The organism is Rhodanobacter sp. G1, from assembly GCF_055397855.1.
The window spans coordinates 108,271-125,574 of the sequence record NZ_AP039674.1 but is presented as its reverse complement, the minus strand read 5'-3'; the positions used below and the strand labels follow the sequence as shown (position 1 = coordinate 125,574).

At 69.4% G+C, this 17,304-nt stretch carries 12 protein-coding genes; 8 read left to right on the top strand and 4 right to left on the bottom strand.

Translation table 11 applies throughout. The annotated features are described in order from the left end of the window. Window positions 1-38 precede the first annotated feature (38 nt). Window positions 39-1,712, top strand: coding sequence for a M28 family metallopeptidase (locus ACZ5Z2_RS00550; RefSeq protein ID WP_464760036.1), 1,674 nt, complete (start codon window positions 39-41; stop codon window positions 1,710-1,712). Between the two features lie 21 nt (window positions 1,713-1,733). Here the strand turns inward: ACZ5Z2_RS00550 and ACZ5Z2_RS00545 are convergent, their stop codons facing one another. Then, on the bottom strand, window positions 1,734-2,306 hold the full coding sequence (locus ACZ5Z2_RS00545; protein WP_464760035.1) for a DNA-3-methyladenine glycosylase I: 573 nt from the start codon (window positions 2,304-2,306) through the stop codon (window positions 1,734-1,736). Between the two features lie 89 nt (window positions 2,307-2,395). On the opposite strand from ACZ5Z2_RS00545, the gene ACZ5Z2_RS00540 reads away from it, so the two are divergent. Next, window positions 2,396-3,277 carry a DMT family transporter gene (locus ACZ5Z2_RS00540; protein ID WP_464760034.1) on the top strand — a complete coding sequence of 294 codons (882 nt, stop codon included), beginning with the start codon at window positions 2,396-2,398 and terminating at the stop codon, window positions 3,275-3,277. An 87-nt stretch (window positions 3,278-3,364) separates the two neighbouring features. Next, entirely contained in the window at window positions 3,365-4,489 is a 1,125-nt protein-coding gene (locus tag ACZ5Z2_RS00535; protein WP_464761632.1) for a sterol desaturase family protein, read from the top strand. Between the two features lie 6 nt (window positions 4,490-4,495). Here the strand turns inward: ACZ5Z2_RS00535 and ACZ5Z2_RS00530 are convergent, their stop codons facing one another. Both ACZ5Z2_RS00530 and ACZ5Z2_RS00525 read right to left on the bottom strand, forming a co-directional pair. Continuing rightward, the gene (locus tag ACZ5Z2_RS00530; protein ID WP_464760033.1) at window positions 4,496-5,443 is read right to left on the bottom strand and encodes a pyridoxal-phosphate dependent enzyme; all 948 of its coding nucleotides are present in this window, start codon (window positions 5,441-5,443) and stop codon (window positions 4,496-4,498) included. Continuing rightward, the gene (locus tag ACZ5Z2_RS00525) at window positions 5,440-6,438 is read right to left on the bottom strand and encodes an aldose epimerase family protein (protein ID WP_464760032.1); all 999 of its coding nucleotides are present in this window, start codon (window positions 6,436-6,438) and stop codon (window positions 5,440-5,442) included. Before ACZ5Z2_RS00525 ends, ACZ5Z2_RS00530 begins: the two co-directional genes overlap by 4 nt. 75 nt (window positions 6,439-6,513) lie before the next feature. On the opposite strand from ACZ5Z2_RS00525, the gene pepN reads away from it, so the two are divergent. Continuing rightward, the gene (gene pepN / locus ACZ5Z2_RS00520) at window positions 6,514-9,159 is read left to right on the top strand and encodes an aminopeptidase N (protein WP_464760031.1); all 2,646 of its coding nucleotides are present in this window, start codon (window positions 6,514-6,516) and stop codon (window positions 9,157-9,159) included. A gap of 142 nt (window positions 9,160-9,301) precedes the next feature. Here pepN and ACZ5Z2_RS00515 read toward each other — a convergent pair whose 3' ends face one another. Further along, a complete protein-coding gene (locus tag ACZ5Z2_RS00515; protein WP_464760030.1) occupies window positions 9,302-9,487 on the bottom strand; it encodes a hypothetical protein in 186 nt (61 codons plus the stop codon). Window positions 9,488-10,086: 599 nt separating this feature from the next. Between ACZ5Z2_RS00515 and mnmG the strand changes: the two genes are divergently transcribed. The 4 genes from mnmG (at window position 10,087) to ACZ5Z2_RS00495 (ending at window position 17,278) form a co-directional block, all read left to right on the top strand. Beyond that, complete coding sequence (gene mnmG, locus ACZ5Z2_RS00510) at window positions 10,087-11,961, top strand: tRNA uridine-5-carboxymethylaminomethyl(34) synthesis enzyme MnmG (RefSeq protein ID WP_464760029.1); 1,875 nt, start codon at window positions 10,087-10,089, stop codon at window positions 11,959-11,961. Between the two features lie 79 nt (window positions 11,962-12,040). Continuing rightward, window positions 12,041-12,823 carry an RDD family protein gene (locus tag ACZ5Z2_RS00505; protein WP_464760028.1) on the top strand — a complete coding sequence of 261 codons (783 nt, stop codon included), beginning with the start codon at window positions 12,041-12,043 and terminating at the stop codon, window positions 12,821-12,823. A gap of 170 nt (window positions 12,824-12,993) precedes the next feature. Next, window positions 12,994-15,324, top strand: a complete 2,331-nt coding sequence (locus ACZ5Z2_RS00500) for a Tex family protein (RefSeq protein ID WP_464760027.1) — start codon at window positions 12,994-12,996, stop codon at window positions 15,322-15,324. A gap of 115 nt (window positions 15,325-15,439) precedes the next feature. Next, the gene (locus tag ACZ5Z2_RS00495; protein ID WP_464760026.1) at window positions 15,440-17,278 is read left to right on the top strand and encodes an autotransporter outer membrane beta-barrel domain-containing protein; all 1,839 of its coding nucleotides are present in this window, start codon (window positions 15,440-15,442) and stop codon (window positions 17,276-17,278) included. Window positions 17,279-17,304 lie beyond the last annotated feature (26 nt).

The following is a 17,304-nucleotide window of genomic DNA, read 5'->3' as shown; positions in this document are numbered from 1 at the left end:
CTAGACTGGCGCGTCGTAGCCACAGGAGGAAGCCATCCATGCATCGCACAGTCCTCTTCGCCTTGCTCTCCGCTCTCGCTGCCGTACCGGCCTGGGCCAGCAACCCGGCCACCACCAACCCCGCCGCAATTCTGTCCGCCCCAGCGATCACGCCTGCCCGCTTCGCCGCCTACGAGAAGGCGATCTCCTCGGATTCCATGGATGGCCGCAAGCCCGGCACGGCCGGCGGGCAGCGCGCCGTCGACTACATCGTGGCGCAGTTCATGAAACTGGGCCTAGAGCCCGGCAACCATGGCTCCTGGTTCCAGGATGTGCCCTACGTATCCACCCTGCTGGACAACAAGGACGTGACGCTGGACGTGACCGAGGGTGGCGGCACGCAGCATTTCGCCAATCGCACCGAGATGCTGGCCAACACCCTGCAGGCGAAGCCGCAAGTGGCGCTGAAGGACTCGAACATCGTCTTCGTGGGCTATGGCATCAACGCGCCGGCCTGGCAGTGGAACGACTACGCGGGCCTCGACGTGAAGGGCAAGACGGTGATCGTGCTGGTCAACGATCCCGGCTATGCCACCAACGACCCCAAGCTGTTCAGGGGCCGCGCGATGACCTACTACGGCCGCTGGACCTACAAGTACGAGGAGGCGGCGCGCGAGGGCGCCGCCGCCTGTTTCATCGTCCACGACACCGGTGCGGCCGGCTACCCATGGACGGTGCTGGTGAACAGCGGCGAAGGCCCGCAACTCAGCCTGCCGGCCATCGAGGATCCCGCGCCGCGCCTGCCGGTGGCAGGCTGGCTCACCACCGACTCCGCGCGCCGGCTGTTCGCCAAGGCGGGGCTCGACTTCGACAAGCTGAAGGCCGCGGCGTCGCAACGCGGCTTCAAGCCGGTGACGCTGCCGGCCAAGGCCTCGATCACGTTGGACAGCACGATCAGCCACGGCGTCACCCGCAACGTGCTGGGCCTGCTCAAGGGCAGTACACGACCGGACGAGGCCGTGGTCTACAGCGCGCACTGGGATCACTTCGGCCGTGACCCCAAGCTCAAGGGCCACCAGATCTACAACGGCGCGATCGACAACGGCACCGGCATCGCCGGCCTGCTCAGCATCGCGGATGCGTTCACCGCGCAGCAGCCAAAGCCCCGACGCTCGGTGCTGTTCGCCGCGGTGACGCTGGAAGAGGCCGGCCTGCTCGGCTCGCAGTACTACGTGACGCATCCGGTCTTCCCGCTGGACAAGACCGTGGCCGACATAAACATGGATGCGCTGAACATCATCGGCCCAACGAAGAACATGATCGTGGTGGGTTATGGCCAGTCGCAGCTGGAAGACATCCTCAAAGGCGTGCTGGCGACGCAGGGTCGCGTAGCCACGCCGGAAACCACACCCGAGAACGGCTTCTACTTCCGATCCGACCATTTCAGCTTCGCCAAGGCCGGCGTGCCTGCCATGGATACGCTCACTGGCAACGACCTGGTGCACGGCGGCACCTCGGCTGGCAACGCGGCGCTGGCCGACTACACCGCGCACCGCTACCACACCACCAAGGACGTGTACGACCCACACTGGGACTTCCGCGGCGTGGCCGAGGATCTGCAGGCGCTGTACGGCGTGGGCAGGCAGCTCGCCGACGGCGATGCCTGGCCGCAATGGTCGAAAGACAGCGAGTTCCGTGCGCGCCGCGAACAGATGATGGCCAGTGGAAAATGAACCGCCAGCGCGGGCCGATCCTCAACGCTGATCCGCGCCAGCCTTGTGCCGGAAGCATCCCACGAGGTGGTCGTTGATCATGCCGGTGGCCTGCATCAGCGAGTAGCAGATGGTGGTGCCGACGAAACGGAAGCCACACTTCTTCAGCTCCTTGCTCATGCGGTCGGACAGCGGCGTGCTGGCCGGCACCTCGCCCTTGTCCTTCCAGCGATTGAGCAACGGCTTGCCGTCCACGAACGACCAAAGGAAGGCGTCGAGGCTGCCGAACTCGCCGATGACTTTTTGCGCGGCGATGGCGTTGTCGCGCGCCGCCGTCACCTTGAGCCGGTTGCGGATGATGCCGGGGTCGAGCAGCAGCTTCTCCAGCTCGCGACCCTTCATCGCCGCCACGCGGGCGATGTCGAAACCGTGGAAGGCCTTGCGGTAGTTGTCGCGCTTGGCCAGCACGGTGCGCCACGACAGCCCGGCCTGCGCGCCTTCCAGGCACAGGAACTCGAACAGCGCGTCGTCGTCGTGCAGCGGCACGCCCCATTCGGTGTCGTGGTAGGCGCACATCAGCGCGTCGTCGGCAGGGGCCCAGTGGCAACGTTGCATGCGGCGGTTCCGGCGGGAGGGAGCGCACAGTGAACGCCTGCCGGCGCGGGGAGGCAATACACTCGCGCCTTTCCCGCACAACCTCGCCCATGCCCGATCGACCCGCTTCGCCACGCGGCGCCCAGCTGGCGCTGCTCGCCACCATCCTGCTGTGGGCCTACAGCTGGGTGGTGATGAAACAGGTGCTGGCGTTCGCTGGGCCGTTCGATTTCGCGGCGCTGCGCTACCTGCTGGGCGCGGCGGTGCTGTTCGCCGCGCTGGCGTTGAGCCGCCAGCCGCTGAAGCCGCCGCCGCTGCTGCCCACCGTGCTGATCGGCCTGTGCCAGACCGCGGCGTTCCAGGGCCTGGAGCAGTGGGCGCTGGTGAGCGGCGGCGCGGGCCACGTGGCGCTGCTGGCCTACACCATGCCGTTCTGGGCGGTGCTGCTGGCGTGGGCGATCCTGCACGAGCGGCCCACGAGGCGGCACTGGCTGGGCGTGGCGCTGGCCGCACTGGGCCTCGTCTGCATCATCGAGCCGTGGCGCGGCCTCGGCAACGCGGCGAGCACGGCGTTGGCCATCGCGGGCGGCGTGGCCTGGGCCGCGGGCACGGTGCTGAGCAAATGGCTGTTCCGGCGGCACGCGGTGTCCGCGCTCAACCTCACGGCGTGGCAGATGCTGGCCGGCGGCGTGGCGCTGGGCATCGTGGCGCTGCTGGTGCCGCAACGGGACATCGAATGGAGCGGCGCCTTCGTCGCCGGCCTGGCCTACAGCGTGCTGATGGCCTCCAGCCTCGCGTGGTGGCTGTGGTCGATCGTGCTGCGCCGGCTGCCCACCACGCTGGCCAGCGTGGGCAGCCTGGGCGTGCCCATCGTGGGCGTGCTGCTGGCGTGGGCGATCCTGCGCGAGGAACCCAGGCCGATGGAGTGGCTGGGCATCGCCTTCGTGCTGCTGGGCCTGTGCGCGGTGAGCGGGGTGCGGCTTCGGCGCTGAGCGCGTCGCAAGTTCGCGCGGCGGCGTTCAGCGCCACGCCGAAACCGCGGCGGTATCATGCGCGCTGCCGTTTTCCCGGATTCGCCGATGTACTCGCTGCCCGAATTGTGGTCACACCTGGTCGACTGGCTGAGCAGCCATGCGGTGGCGCCGGCGCTCGGCCTGCTGCACCTGGGCAAGCTCTCCGGCGACCCGCGCGACATCGCCGCCTCGCTGCTGATCGCGGCGCTGCAGATATGCATCATCGGCCTGCTGTTCCGGCCGCTGGAAACCTTCTTCCCCGCGGAGCGGTGGGCCAACCGCAAGCTCACCCTGGTCGACCGCAACTACACGGTGATGATGCTGGTGGGCATCTTCCCGCTGTTCACCTACCTGATCCTGATGCCCTTCAGCAATTTGCTGGGCGGCGGCGGCGCGGACACCGCCAGCGCCGGCTCGCCGCTGGCGCTGACCACCTTGGTGCCGTGGTTCAACGGCCATCCCTACGTGCTGTTCGGCGCGTACTACGTGGTGTACGACTTCGTGTACTACTGGATGCACCGCACCCAGCACGCGCTGCCGTGGTGGTGGGCGCTGCACAGCATGCACCACAGCACGCGGCAGATGAGCTGCTGGACGAACGACCGCGGCAACCTGATCGACGGCTTCATCCAGTCGATGATCCTCGCCGTGGTGGGCCTGGCGATGGGCGTGGATCCCGACGAGTTCGCCTGGCTGATGCTGCTGGGCGAGCTGGTGCAGAACCTGTCGCACACCAACACGCGGCTGGGGTTTGGACGGCTGTTCGAGCGGCTGTTCGTCGATCCGAAGTTCCACCGCCTGCACCACATGCTGGTGGATCCCGAGCGGCCGAAGCTGCACAACTGCAACTTCGGCCAGGTGTTCTCGATCTGGGACGTGTTGTTCGGCACCGCGCTGTACGGCGAGCCGCTGCGGCCCACCGGCGTGGGCGATCCGGTGGTGGACGCGGACAACGACCACGGCCTGCTCGGCCTGCACTGGGCCTCGACCAAGCGCTTCCTGTGCACGGTGTTCAGCCGCGAGGGCTGGAAGCCGGGCGAGGTGGCGTTCGATCCGGTCACCCTGCGCCCGGTACCGGTCGATCAGCTCGACCTGCATGCGCTGGCGCATCACCTTCCCGGCGGCGCCGCCGCGCCGGTTACCGAGATGGCGGCGAACGACGCCGTCACCGCGGAATCCGCGACGGCCTGAGCGGATTCACCACGGCAACGCGTCGAGATCGACGTTGCCGCCGGTGAGCACCAGGCCCACGCGCCGGCCGGCGAAGCGTTGCGGCTGCTTGAGGATGGCCGCCAGCACGGTGGCGCTGGAGACTTCCACCACCTGCTTCAGCTCGCTCCACAGCAGGCGCATCGCGGCGACGGTTTCCGCGTCGCTCACCGTGACGACTTCCACGCGATGCGCGCGCAGGGCGTCGAAATTCGGCTCGCCCACCAGTGCGCGCAGGCCGTCGCACACCGTATCCGGCTGGAAGCCCGCGATACGCGCGCCAGCGGCCAGCGAACGCGCCGCGTCGTCGGCGCCGGCCGGCTCGGCGCCGTACAGCGCCAGTTCCGGCCTGAGCGCATGCGCGGCAATGGCGACGCCCGCGGCCAAGCCGCCGCCGCCGACGGGCGTGATCAAGGCATCGAGCTGCGGCGCCTGCCGCAGCAGTTCCAGCGCAAGGGTGCCCTGCCCCGCCATCACCCGCGCGTCGGCATAGGGATGCACCAGCGCGGCGCCGGTCTGCGCCTGCACGTCGGCGCACATCGCCTCGCGCGCGGCCTGCGTGGGCGCGCAGCGGTGCAGTGTGCCGCCAGCGCGCACGATGGCGTCGAGCTTGGCCTGCACCGCGCCTTCGGGCACCACCACGTGCGCCGCGATGCCGCGCGTGGCGGCGGCCAGCGCCAGCGCGTTGCCGTGGTTGCCGGAGGAATGCGTGACCACGCCGCGCGCGGCTTCTTCGTCCGTCAGCGACCACACCGCGTTGCACGCGCCGCGGAACTTGAACGCGCCGCCGCGCTGCAGGTTCTCGCACTTGAAGTGGAGTTCGGCGCCGGCCAGCGCATCCAGCGCCGCGCTGCACAGCACCGGCGTGATCACGGCATGGGGCGCGATGCGCGCGGTGGCGTCGCGGATGGCGTCGATGTCGGGCAAGGCGTTCATGCCGTCGCGATCTCCACGCCGCAACGGTAGCGCCGTTCCGCGCCGGGTTCCAGCCGGATCGCGTCCGCGCATTCGGGCCGGTTGAACGCGTTGGCCATGCACTCCATCGGCTCCAGCGCGATGGCGCGGCGCACGCCGCGGCTGATCGTGTCGGCGGTGAAGGCGTGCATCAGGCCACGCTCCTGCCATACCGCCAGCGCGCGGCCGCTGGCCGGGTCGCGCAGGTGCGTGCGGATGCGGCCGTCGGCGCCGGGCTGCAGGTCGGTGTAGCCCTGGTCGATGATGTGGTCGTCGATCGCGCGCGGCTCGCGGAAGTCCAGCGCGGGCGCATCGTCCAGCGCCACGTAGGCGGCCGCGCCCGGCAGCGCGATCAGGTCGGCGCCGGTGCGCACCAGCGTCTCGGCGGGGATCGCCAGCTCCCAGCCGTCCACGAGGGCATCGGCCACGCGGAAGTACGGATGCCAGCCGAAGAAGCACGGCGCCGCGCTGTCGCCCACATTGCGCATGACGGCTTCCAGCGTGAGGCCGGCGGCGTCCAGCGTGAAGGTCACGGCCAGGTCGATCGCGTGCGGATAGCCCGGCTGCGGACGGATCGCCTCGGTGGCCAGCGTGACCTGCGCCTTCTCCTCGTCGGCGCTGAGCCCGGCGAGCTCGAACGTGGCGCCGCGCACGAAGCCGTGGCGGCTGGCGCGCGCGTCGCCCGTCACGCCGGGTTGCAAGTCCTGCGGCTGGCCGTCGAAGCGGTAGCGCGCGTCGGCGATGCGGCCGGCGAACGGCACCATGATCGCGAAACGCGAGCCGGCGCGCGCGACGATCTCCGCGTCGTCGCGGTAGCCGTCGGCGTAGTCGAACCACGCGCCGCCCTCGTTCGCCTCGAAGTTCAGCAGCGCCGCGCCCAGCCGCGCGATGCGCACGCGGCGGCCGCCTTCGGCATCCTCCAGCTGCACCACGGGCTGCGCGCCCAGCATGGCTTCGGCGGCGAGAAAACGCTTCATCGACGGGCTCCGTTGAAGGTGGCGGAAAGACGTCGCATGTTAGCCTGATCCACCCCCCAGCCCGATTGTCTTCGCATGAACGCACGACCCGACGCCGCCAACCTGCCGATCCGCCTCGCCGACTACCGGGCGCCCGCGTGGCGGGTGGAGCGGGTGGAGCTGGATTTCGAGCTGGGCATCGACGATGCCGAGGTGGCCGCGAAGCTGCTGTTGCGCCGCGATCTCGCGCAGGACGAGCCGCTGCGCCTCGACGGCGAAAACCTCGAACTGCTCTCCATCGTGCTGGACGGCCAGCCGCTGGCGGCAGATGCGTACCGCTTCATCGACGGCGGCATCGAGGTGGACGGCGCGCGCGACGGCAGCGTGCTGGAAACGCGCGTGCGCGTGCATCCCGCCGCGAACACCGCGCTGGAAGGCCTGTACCTGTCCGGCCCGCGCGAGACCGGCTTCCTGCTCACCCAGTGCGAGGCGCAGGGCTTCCGCCACATCACGTATTTCCCCGACCGTCCCGATGTGCAGTCCAGCTACACCGTGACCCTGCGCGCCGACCGTGCGCGCTTCCCGGTGCTGCTGGCCGGCGGCAATCCGGACGGCGCGGGCGAGCTGGAAGGCGGCCGCCACTGGGCGCGCTTCGTCGACCCCCATCCCAAGCCCGCCTATCTGTTCGCCCTGGTCGCCGGCCGGCTGGAGAAGATCGAACAGGACTACCGCACCGCCGACGGCCGCGACGTGCAGCTGAAGATCTGGGCCGAGACCGACGCCATCGGCAGCTGCCATTACGCGATGGACGCACTGGTGCGCTCGATGCGCTGGGACGAGCAGGCCTACGGCCGCAACTACGACCTCGACGTGTTCCACGTCGTCGCCACCCACGACTTCAACATGGGCGCGATGGAGAACAAGGGCCTCAACATCTTCAACACCAAGTGCCTGCTGGCCGACGCCGACTCCAGCACCGACGACGAATACCGCCGCGTGGAAGCGGTGGTCGCGCACGAGTACTTCCACAACTGGAGCGGCAACCGCGTCACCTGCCGCGACTGGTTCCAGCTGAGCCTGAAGGAAGGCTTCACCGTGTACCGCGAGCAGTGCTTCTCGGCCGACATGAACTCCGCGCCGCTGAAGCGCATCGAGGACGTGGCCCTGCTGCGCCGCGCGCAGTTCCCCGAGGACGCCGGCCCGCTGGCGCACCCGGTGCGCCCCGCCGAATACCGCGAGATCAACAACTTCTACACCGCCACCGTATACGAGAAAGGCGCCGAGCTGGTGCGCATGCTGGCCGGCAAGCTGGGCGCGGAAGGCTTCCGCCGCGGCAGCGACCTGTACTTCGGCCGCAACGACGGCCGCGCCGCCACCATCGAGGATTTCCTCGCCGCGCTGGGCGAAGCCAACGGCACCGACCTCTCGCCCTACCTCGCGTGGTATGGCCAGTCCGGCACGCCGCGGCTGAAGGCGCGCGGCGACTATGACGCCGCGCGCCGCGAATACACGCTCACGCTGTCGCAGCACACGCCGTCCAGCCACCAGCAGCCGCACAAGCAGCCGTTGCCGATCCCGGTGAAGCTGGCGCTGTTCGGCCCCGACGGCCGCATGCTGCCGCTGCACCTGGACGGCCATGCGGGCGGCGCCGAAGCCGTGGTGGTGCTGGCCGAAACCGAGCAGCGCTTCGTGTTCCGCGACGTGGCGCAGCGCCCCGTGCCCTCGCTGCTGCGCGGCTTCTCCGCGCCGGCGATCCTGGAATGCGACTACACGCCGGCCGAACTCGCCCTGCTGCTGGGCCACGACCCCGACGGCTTCAACCGCTGGGAAGCCGGCCAACAACTCGCGTTGCGCGCCTGCGATGCCCTGCGCGACGGCGCCAGCACGGACGCCGCGGACGCGTGGTGCGACGCGCTGGCCGCCCTGTTCGACGATGCGCGGCTCGACCCCGCCCTGCTCGCCGACCTGCTCACCCCGCCGGGCGAAGTCGAGCTGGCGGAACGCGAAAACATGGTCGATCCGGCGCACATCCACGCGCTGCGCCAGCAATTGCAGCGGCGCCTTGCCGCGCGCATCGGCCTGGGCCAATTGGACGCGCGCTACCGCGCTCTCGCCGCGCGATCCACAGTGGCCATCGACGCCGCCAGCCAGGCCGGCCGCAGCCTCAAGCAGCGCGTGCTGCAGTTGCTGGCGCTGCTCGATCCCGCCGCCGCGTGCGACCACGCCATCGCGCAATACCAAAACGCACCGAGCATGACCGACCGCCTCGCCGCACTCGCCGTGCTGGCGCGCCACGACGCCGCGCGCAGCGCCGGGCCGCTGGCGCACTACCGCGAGCGCTACGCAAGCGATCCGCTGGCGCTGGACAAGTGGTTTGCGTTGCAGGCGCAGCTGCCCGGCGAAGACGCACTGGCGCGCGTGCAGGCGCTGGAGGCCGATCCCGCCTTTACCCTGAAGAACCCGAACCGCGCCCGCGCCCTGCTGAGCACCTGGGCCAACGGCAACCCCAGCGGCTTCCATCGCGCGGATGGCGCGGGCTACCGGCTGTACGCGGAACGCCTGCTGGCGCTGGACGCGCTGAACCCGCAGACCGCCGCCCGCCTCGCCACCGCGTTCAACGGCTGGCATCGGCTGGAGCCGCGGCGCCGCGAGGCGGCCCATGCCGTGCTGGCCATGCTGGCGGCCCACGACAGGCTCTCGCGCAACCTCGCCGAGATCGTGGGCAACATGCTGAAAGGCTGAAACGGCAAGCGGCGGCCAAGGGCCGCCGCTTCTCGTGTCGATGGTGCGCACCTTGTGCGCGATGACTCTGGTGTTGCGGTCAGTTCAAAGCCATCGCGCCCAAGGTACGCATATCAGATATCGCCGCACATGCTGGCAGGCCTCATACCGGCAGGCTGTTCAATGCGGTACGCAGGCGCACCATGCGCGACTCCAGGCGCGGCTGCAGCATCGCACGCTCGTTCTCGGCGCGATCGTGCAGGGTTTCCATCGCCATCTCGATGCGACCGATCTCGATCAGCAGATCGTGGTGCGGAAAGAACTTCTCGAATTCGATGTTCATGCCCATGGCGGCTCTCCGGTGGTTGGTTGCCAGAGACAATGCATCGCCCATGCCAAAGTGTGATGCCAATCACACTATGTGTTTGGGCGTCTATTCGAGACTGACGCAGCACGTCAACTCCTGTCATGCTTCGGCAGAAATTTGCGTTCCAGTCACCGCTGGTTCACCTGTTCGCGGCGAAGATCGATCCACGTTCTGGCGGCAAGGCAGCCAGCCAAACAGCTCCGAGTTTCAAGGTTTCTGGCGCCCGGCACCACGGTCATCCTGGATTCCCCCTGTTCCTGAGACCACCGGGCGCCAGATCTCAACGACGAAACCCCGCACCTGTGCGGGGTTTCGCTTTTTGCGGCCAGCATTCATCGCCGGTGCGATGCAGGAAGCGCCCCGGCGACTTCGCCTGGCGCGCAAAAAACGACGGCGCCCCGAAGGGCGCCGTCCCGCTTCCTTCCGTGACGCGCGATCAGGCCCCTGTCCGCCCGATCCCGGCGCGCGTGGTCGCGCAGCCGGTGCCCATGAAAGTGCAAGCTACATCAAGCAGGTTGCATGCCAAACCTCATGCGGGTTAGCGCGGTACCATAACCACCCGTTTCAGCCCCGTGGCCGCGATGCTCCACCCCTCCCACTACGACGTCATCGTGATCGGCGGCGGCCACGCCGGCACCGAGGCCGCGCTGGCATCCGCGCGCACCGGCGCGCGCACTCTGCTGCTGACCCACAGCATCGAAACCGTGGGCGCGATGAGCTGCAACCCGGCCATCGGCGGCATCGGCAAGGGTCATCTGGTGAAGGAGATCGACGCGCTGGGCGGCGCGATGGCGCATGCGGCCGATCTGGCCGGCATCCAGTGGCGCACGCTGAACGCCTCCAAGGGCCCGGCGGTGCGCGCCACCCGCTGCCAGGCCGACCGCGCCCTGTACCGTGCCGCGATACGTCACATTGTGGAAAACCAGGTCAATCTCGACCTGTTTCAGCAGGCGGTGGACGACCTGGTCGTGGAAGGCGGCCGCGCCGTGGGCGTAGTGACGCAAATGGGCGTTTCCTTCCGCGCCAGGTCGATTGTGCTCACGGCGGGCACTTTCCTGGCCGGCAAGATCCACGTCGGCCCCGCCCAGTACGCCGGCGGCCGGGCGGGCGACCCGCCGGCCAGCACGCTGGCGGCGCGGCTGCGCGAGCTGCCGCTGGCGGCGGATCGCCTCAAGACCGGCACCCCGCCGCGCATCGACCGCCGCAGCATCGACTTCACCGGACTGGAAGAGCAGCGCGGCGACGATCCGGCGCCGGTGTTCTCCTACCTCGGCGCGCGCGACCAGCATCCGCGCCAGGTGAGCTGCTGGATCACCCATACCAGCGAGCGCACCCACGCGCTGATCCGCGGCGCGCTGGATCGCTCGCCGCTGTACACCGGCCAGATCGAGGGCGTGGGCCCGCGCTACTGCCCGTCCATCGAGGACAAGGTGGTGCGCTTCGCCGAGAAGAGTTCGCACCAGATCTTCATCGAGCCGGAAGGGCTGGACACGTTCGAGATCTACCCCAACGGCATCTCCACCTCGCTGCCGTTCGACGTGCAGCTGGCACTGGTGCAGTCGATCAAGGGTTTCGAGCACGCGCACATCACCCGCCCCGGCTACGCCATCGAATACGACTACTTCGATCCGCGCGGGCTCAACCCATGGCTGGAGACCAAGGCGATCCCGGGCCTGTACTTCGCCGGCCAGATCAACGGCACCACCGGCTACGAGGAGGCCGGCGCGCAGGGCCTGGTCGCCGGGCTCAATGCCGCCCTGTCCACACAGGGCAAGGCGCCGTGGTACCCGCGCCGCGACGAGGCCTACATCGGCGTGCTGATCGACGACCTCACCAGCAACGGCACCATCGAGCCCTACCGCATGTTCACCTCGCGCGCCGAATACCGGCTGCACCTGCGCGAGGACAACGCCGATCTGCGCCTGACCGAACAGGGCCATGCGCTGGGCGTGGTGCCGCAGGCGCGCTTCGACGCGCTGCGCGCCAAGCGCGAGGCGGTGGAGCGCGAGACGCAGCGCCTCGGTGCGCTGTGGGCGGCCCCGACCAACGCCCTGGGCGCCGCGATCGAGCGCCAGCTCGGCATCGCGCTGAGCCGCGAAACGAACGCGCTGGATCTGCTGCGCCGCCCGGAACTGGACTACGCGGGAATCGCCGCCGTCGCCGGACTCGGCCCCGCGGTGGAGCGCGAGGACGTGGCCGCCCAGGTCGAGGTGCAGGCCAAGTACGCCGGCTACCTGGAGCGCCAGCGCGAGGAGATCGAGCGCCAGCGCCGCCACGAGCAGACCGCGATCCCCGCCGGCTTCGACTATGGCGCCGTGCGCGGCCTCTCCGCCGAGGTGCTGCTCAAGCTCAGGCGCGCGCAGCCCGCCACCCTCGGCCAGGCTGCGCGCATCAGCGGCGTCACCCCCGCGGCGATCTCGCTGCTGCTGGTGCACCTGAGACGGCACGCGGCCTGAGTTTTCGCGTGCCCGGGCGCCCCTGCGCGCCGCGCGGCATGGCATCATCCCCGCATCCATCACACGGGGAGTGCATGCAATGGAAATCTGGATCGGCCGCAACGGCGAGCGCCATGGCCCGTACAAGGAAGAGGACGTGCGCGCCTGGCTGCGCAGCGGGCAGGTCAGCGGCAGCGACCTCGCCTGGCGTGAGGGCCTCGCCGACTGGCAGCCGCTGTCGGTGCTGTTCCCCGACGTGACGCGCGACGCCGCCCCGGCCGCGGACAATCCGTATTCGGCGCCCGCCGCGCCCATGCAGCACCTGCCGCAGACCACCGCCGCCTCGCTGGAGGACTACGCGGGTTTCTGGAAGCGCGTGGCCGCCTACATCCTCGATGCCATCGTGCTGTGGATCCCGCAGAAGCTGATCGAAGTGGTCACCGGTGCCGGCGCCGCCAAGGACGCCATGAGCGAGGCCGTCAAGGGCGCCGCCGGCGACATGCAGGTCGTCCATGCCGCGCAGATGCATTACCTCGCCGCCGCGTGGCCGTCCATGCTGCTGGGCTTCGTGGTCGGCGTGCTGTATTTCGCCATCTGCGAAAGCTCGGCGTGGCAGGCCACCCTGGGCAAGCTGGCGCTGGGCATCCGCGTCACCGACATGGAGGGCCGGCGCATAAGCTTCGGCCGCGCCATCGGACGTTACCTCGCCAAGATTCTCAGCTTCCTCATCCTGTTCATCGGCGTGATCATGGTCGCGTTCACCCGGCACAAGCAGGGCCTGCACGACATCATGTGCGGCACCCTGGTGCTGAACGGTCGCGCCAGCGAATTCAAGGACGCGTCCGCGAAGTCCGCCGGCCCCGGCGGCTCGTTCAACGCCTGATTCGCCGTTCCGCAAGCACGGCGCCGGGGTTCGCCCCGGCGCCGTTTTCTTTGGCGGCCAGCCTCGTGGACGCGATGCGAAGCGCTCCGGGCGATTCTGCCGGGGCGGGCCGGCTGCACCTGCTTGCTATCATCGACGACCCGTTCCACACGAAGGACACGCTCCACTCCATGCTCAGCATCGAACAACGCATCGCCCAGGACATCGCCGCCAAGACCGAACAGGTGCGCGCGGCGGTCGATCTGCTCGACGGCGGCGCCACCGTGCCGTTCATCGCGCGCTACCGCAAGGAAGTCACCGGCGGCCTCGACGACACCCAGTTGCGCACGCTGGAAGAGCGCCTGCGCTACCTGCGCGAGCTGGAGGAACGCCGTGCGGCGATCCTCGCCAGCGTCGAGGAACAGGGCAAGCTCAGCGATGCGCTGAAGGCCGACATCCTCGCCGCCGAAACCAAGGCCACGCTGGAAGACCTCTACCTGCCCTACAAGCCCAAGCGCCGCACCAAGGCGCAGATCGCGCGCGAAGCAGGGCTGGAGCCGCTGGCGCTGGGCCTGCGCGACGATCCCACGCAGTCGCCGGAAACCTTCGCCGCGCCCTTCGTCGACACTGACAAGGGCGTGGCCGACGTGCGCGCCGCGCTGGACGGCGCCCGCGCGATCCTGATGGAGTCGATCGCCGAGGATGCGCACCTGGTGGGCGAGCTGCGCGACTGGCTGTGGGACAAGGGCCAGATCCGCGCCAAGGTGGTCGCAGGCAAGGAGAACGAGGGCGCTAAGTTCCGCGACTATTTCGACCATGTGGAACCCATCGGCAAGATCCCCTCGCACCGCCTGCTGGCGCTGATGCGCGCGCGCAACGAGGGCATCATCGAACTCGACCTGCAGCCCGCGCTGGATGCCGAGCAGGGCCATGCCGAAGGCGAGGGCCGCGTGGCCGCGCATGCCGGCATCCACGACCGCGGCCGCGCCGCCGACGCGTGGCTGCGCGAGACCGTGCGCCTGACCTGGCGCGTGAAGCTGCACCTGCACCTCACGCTGGATCTGTTCGGCCGCGTGCGCGAAGGCGCCGAGGACGAAGCCATCCGCGTGTTCGGCGACAATCTCAAGGATCTGATGCTGGCCGCGCCGGCCGGCGCCAAGACCGTGCTGGGCCTGGATCCCGGCATCCGCACCGGCTGCAAGGTCGCCGTGGTCGATCCCACCGGCAAACTGCTCGCCACCGACACCATCTATCCGCACGAGCCGCGCCGGCAGTGGAACGAATCGCTGGCCGCGCTGGCCCGGCTGTGCCAGAAGCACGGCGTGGATCTGATCGCCATCGGCAACGGCACCGCCTCGCGCGAGACCGACAAGCTGGCCGGCGAGCTGATCAAGGGCCTGGCCAAGAGCCATCCCGAGCACAAGCTGTCGAAGGTCGTGGTGAGCGAGGCCGGCGCCTCGGTGTACTCCGCCTCGGAAACCGCCGCGAAGGAATTCCCGGAACTGGACGTGAGCCTGCGCGGCGCCGTCTCCATCGCGCGCCGCCTGCAGGATCCGCTGGCCGAGCTGGTGAAGATCGAGCCCAAGGCGATCGGCGTGGGCCAGTACCAGCACGACGTGAACCAGGTGAAGCTGGCCCGCGCGCTGGACGCCCGCGTCGAGGACTGCGTGAACGCGGTGGGCGTGGACGTGAACACCGCCTCCGCCGCGCTGCTCTCGCGCGTGGCCGGCCTTTCCGCCAGCGTGGCCGAGAACGTGGTGAAGCATCGCGACGCCAATGGCGCCTTCGCCAACCGCAAGGCGCTGCTCAAGGTGCCGCGCCTGGGCGACAAGGCGTTCGAGCAGTGCGCGGGCTTCCTGCGCGTGCCCAGCGGCGACAATCCGCTGGACGCCAGCGCGGTGCATCCGGAAGCCTATCCGGTGGTGGAACGCATCATCGCCCAGTGCGGCCGCGAGGTGCGCAACATCATCGGCGACACCGGCTTCCTGCGCGGCCTCAAGCCCGAGCAGTTCACCGACGAGAAGTTCGGCGTGCCCACGGTGCGCGACATCCTGAAAGAACTGGAGAAGCCCGGCCGCGACCCGCGCCCCGAGTTCGTCGCGCCCAGCTTCGCCGAGGGCGTGGAGGATGTGAAGGATCTGCGCCCCGGCATGATCCTCGAAGGCCGCGTCACCAACGTGGCCGCGTTCGGCGCGTTCGTGGACATCGGCGTGCACCAGGACGGCCTCGTCCACGTCTCCGCGCTGTCGCACACCTTCGTCAAGGATCCGCGCGACGCGGTGAAGGCCGGCGACATCGTCAAGGTGAAGGTGATGGAGGTGGATCTCCCGCGCCAGCGCATCGGCCTGTCGATGCGCCTCGACGACGAGCCGGGCCAGGCGCGCGGCAAGCCCGCCGGCGGCGATGCCCGCCCCGGCCAGCGCGACAACCGCGGCCCGCGCCCGGGCGCCGCGCCCAAGCCGGCGCCCGCCCCGGCCAACAGCGCCTTCGCCGACGCACTGGCGCGCGCGATCAAGCGCTGAAATCCCGGCATCGGAACCGCATGCCGCGCGCGATGCGCTGCAGCATGCGGTTCCGTATGGAATGCCTTACCGTAACGCCCAGCTAACAAGGCCATCCCGGCCCAGGAGTGTCTCCATGCTTCGTACCCGCCATCTGGCCGGCGCCATCGTCGCCGCCCTCGCGTTCAGCAGCGCCGCCAGCGCCACGGATTTCAGCAAGGTCGTCGTGTTCGGCGACAGCCTGAGCGACGCCGGCAACGTGTCGCTTTCGAAGGGTTCGACCACGCCGCTGCGCTTCACCACCAACCCGGGCAAGACGGCGGAGGAGCTGGTTGCCGCCGACCTGGGCGACCCGATCCAGGCCTCGCTGCTGGGCGGCACCGACTACGCCTTCGGCGGCGCCGGCGTGGTGCAGGGCGTGGCACCCGTGCCGACCCTGCCGCAGCAGTTCCAGATGTACCTGGCGGCCAACGGCGGCCATGCCGACGCGAACGCGCTGTACCAGGTCTGGGGCGGCGCCAACGACATCTTCTACCTGCTCGGCTCCACCACCGACAGCAACGCGCTGGCCGCCGGCACGATCAACGTCGCCAAGACCGAGCTCGGCCTGCTGAACCAGATGCAGACCAGCGGCGCCCGCTACGCGGTGGTCTACAACCTGCCGAACATCGGCGCGACGCCGGAATTCACCGCGCAGGGCGCCACCGTCTCCGCGGGCGTCACCCAGCTGTCGGTGCTGTTCAACAGCACGCTGAACTCCGGCCTGGCGCAGCTCAGCAACGCCGGCCTCAACGTGATCCCGGTGAACACCTACGCGCTGATCAACGAGGTGATCGCCAATCCGTCGGCCTACGGCTTCAGCAACGTCACCACGCCGGCCTGCGGCGCCGGCTCCAGCTCGGTGCAATGCGGCCCGCAGGGCTCGGGCCTGCCCTATACCTACGCCGCGGGCACCGACCAGACCTACCTGTTCGCCGACGGCGTGCACCCGACCACCGCCGCGCATGCGATGCTGGCCCAGGTCGTGTTGTCCGAAATCGCCGCGCCGGGCCAGATCTCCCTGCTGGGCGAGGCGCCGCTGGCCGCCAGCACCGCGCAGACCCGCGCGATCCGCAACGAGATGCTGGCCGACGGCAACGGCAGCGACACCCGCGTCTTCGTCAACGTGGACTACGCGCACCAGAGCTTCGACGCGCAGAGCAACTCGCCCAAGGCGACCAGCAACGACGTCAACCTCACGCTGGGCGTGGACGTGCGCGCCAGCGACAACGTCTCCGCCGGCATCGCGCTGGGCGTGGGCCAGAGCAATGCCAACACCGCCGGCGGCGGCGGCTACAAGCTGCAGGACATCAACGGCCTGGGCTACGTCACCTACCACCAGGGCGGCGGCTACGTGGGCGGCTACGCCAACTTCGGCCAGTCCAACTTCAGCGACATCGACCGCCGCATCCAGATCGGCGCCGCCTCGCGCAACGAGAGCGGCAAGGCCGACGGCTCGCACTTGGGCGGCGGCCTCACCGGCGGCTGGTGGTTCGACGTGGGCAGCCTGCGCACCGGCCCGTTCGCCAACGTGGAATGGCAGACCATCAAGATCAACGGCTACAACGAGCACGGCGACGACAGCACCGCGATGTGGTTCGGCCGCCAGCAGCGCAATGCGCTGATCGGCACGCTGGGCTGGCGCGTGCAGGGCCATTGGCAGGCCGGCAACACCGTGCTGTCGCCCTACGCCGAGGTGGCGTGGAACCACGACGACAAGGCCGAGGCGCGCGACATCACCGCCGGCCTCAACAGCATGAACGGCAGCTTCGCATTGAGCGGCTTCGTGCCGGACAAGACCTGGGGCAGCGCCGACCTCGGCCTGTCCGCACAGTTCAATCCGCGCCTCAGCGGCTGGGTGGGGTATAGCGGCCACTTCAGCGACGACAGCCAGAAGTACAACAGCGTCAACCTGGGCTTGAAGTACGCCTTCTGATGAGAAGTGCGGCCATGGATGGCCAC

Excerpts from the sequence above, each read along its gene's own strand:
- ACZ5Z2_RS00495 (WP_464760026.1), top strand. The coding sequence starts at position 15,440 with ATGCTTCGTACCCGCCATCTGGCCGGCGCCATCGTCGCCGCCCTCGCG.
- ACZ5Z2_RS00530 (WP_464760033.1), bottom strand. The coding sequence starts at position 5,443 with ATGAACGCCTTGCCCGACATCGACGCCATCCGCGACGCCACCGCGCGC.
- ACZ5Z2_RS00550 (WP_464760036.1), top strand. The coding sequence starts at position 39 with ATGCATCGCACAGTCCTCTTCGCCTTGCTCTCCGCTCTCGCTGCCGTA.
- ACZ5Z2_RS00500 (WP_464760027.1), top strand. The coding sequence starts at position 12,994 with ATGCTCAGCATCGAACAACGCATCGCCCAGGACATCGCCGCCAAGACC.
- ACZ5Z2_RS00545 (WP_464760035.1), bottom strand. The coding sequence starts at position 2,306 with ATGCAACGTTGCCACTGGGCCCCTGCCGACGACGCGCTGATGTGCGCC.
- ACZ5Z2_RS00525 (WP_464760032.1), bottom strand. The coding sequence starts at position 6,438 with ATGAAGCGTTTTCTCGCCGCCGAAGCCATGCTGGGCGCGCAGCCCGTG.
- ACZ5Z2_RS00535 (WP_464761632.1), top strand. The coding sequence starts at position 3,365 with ATGTACTCGCTGCCCGAATTGTGGTCACACCTGGTCGACTGGCTGAGC.
- mnmG (WP_464760029.1), top strand. The coding sequence starts at position 10,087 with ATGCTCCACCCCTCCCACTACGACGTCATCGTGATCGGCGGCGGCCAC.
- ACZ5Z2_RS00515 (WP_464760030.1), bottom strand. The coding sequence starts at position 9,487 with ATGGGCATGAACATCGAATTCGAGAAGTTCTTTCCGCACCACGATCTG.
- ACZ5Z2_RS00505 (WP_464760028.1), top strand. The coding sequence starts at position 12,041 with ATGGAAATCTGGATCGGCCGCAACGGCGAGCGCCATGGCCCGTACAAG.
- ACZ5Z2_RS00540 (WP_464760034.1), top strand. The coding sequence starts at position 2,396 with ATGCCCGATCGACCCGCTTCGCCACGCGGCGCCCAGCTGGCGCTGCTC.
- pepN (WP_464760031.1), top strand. The coding sequence starts at position 6,514 with ATGAACGCACGACCCGACGCCGCCAACCTGCCGATCCGCCTCGCCGAC.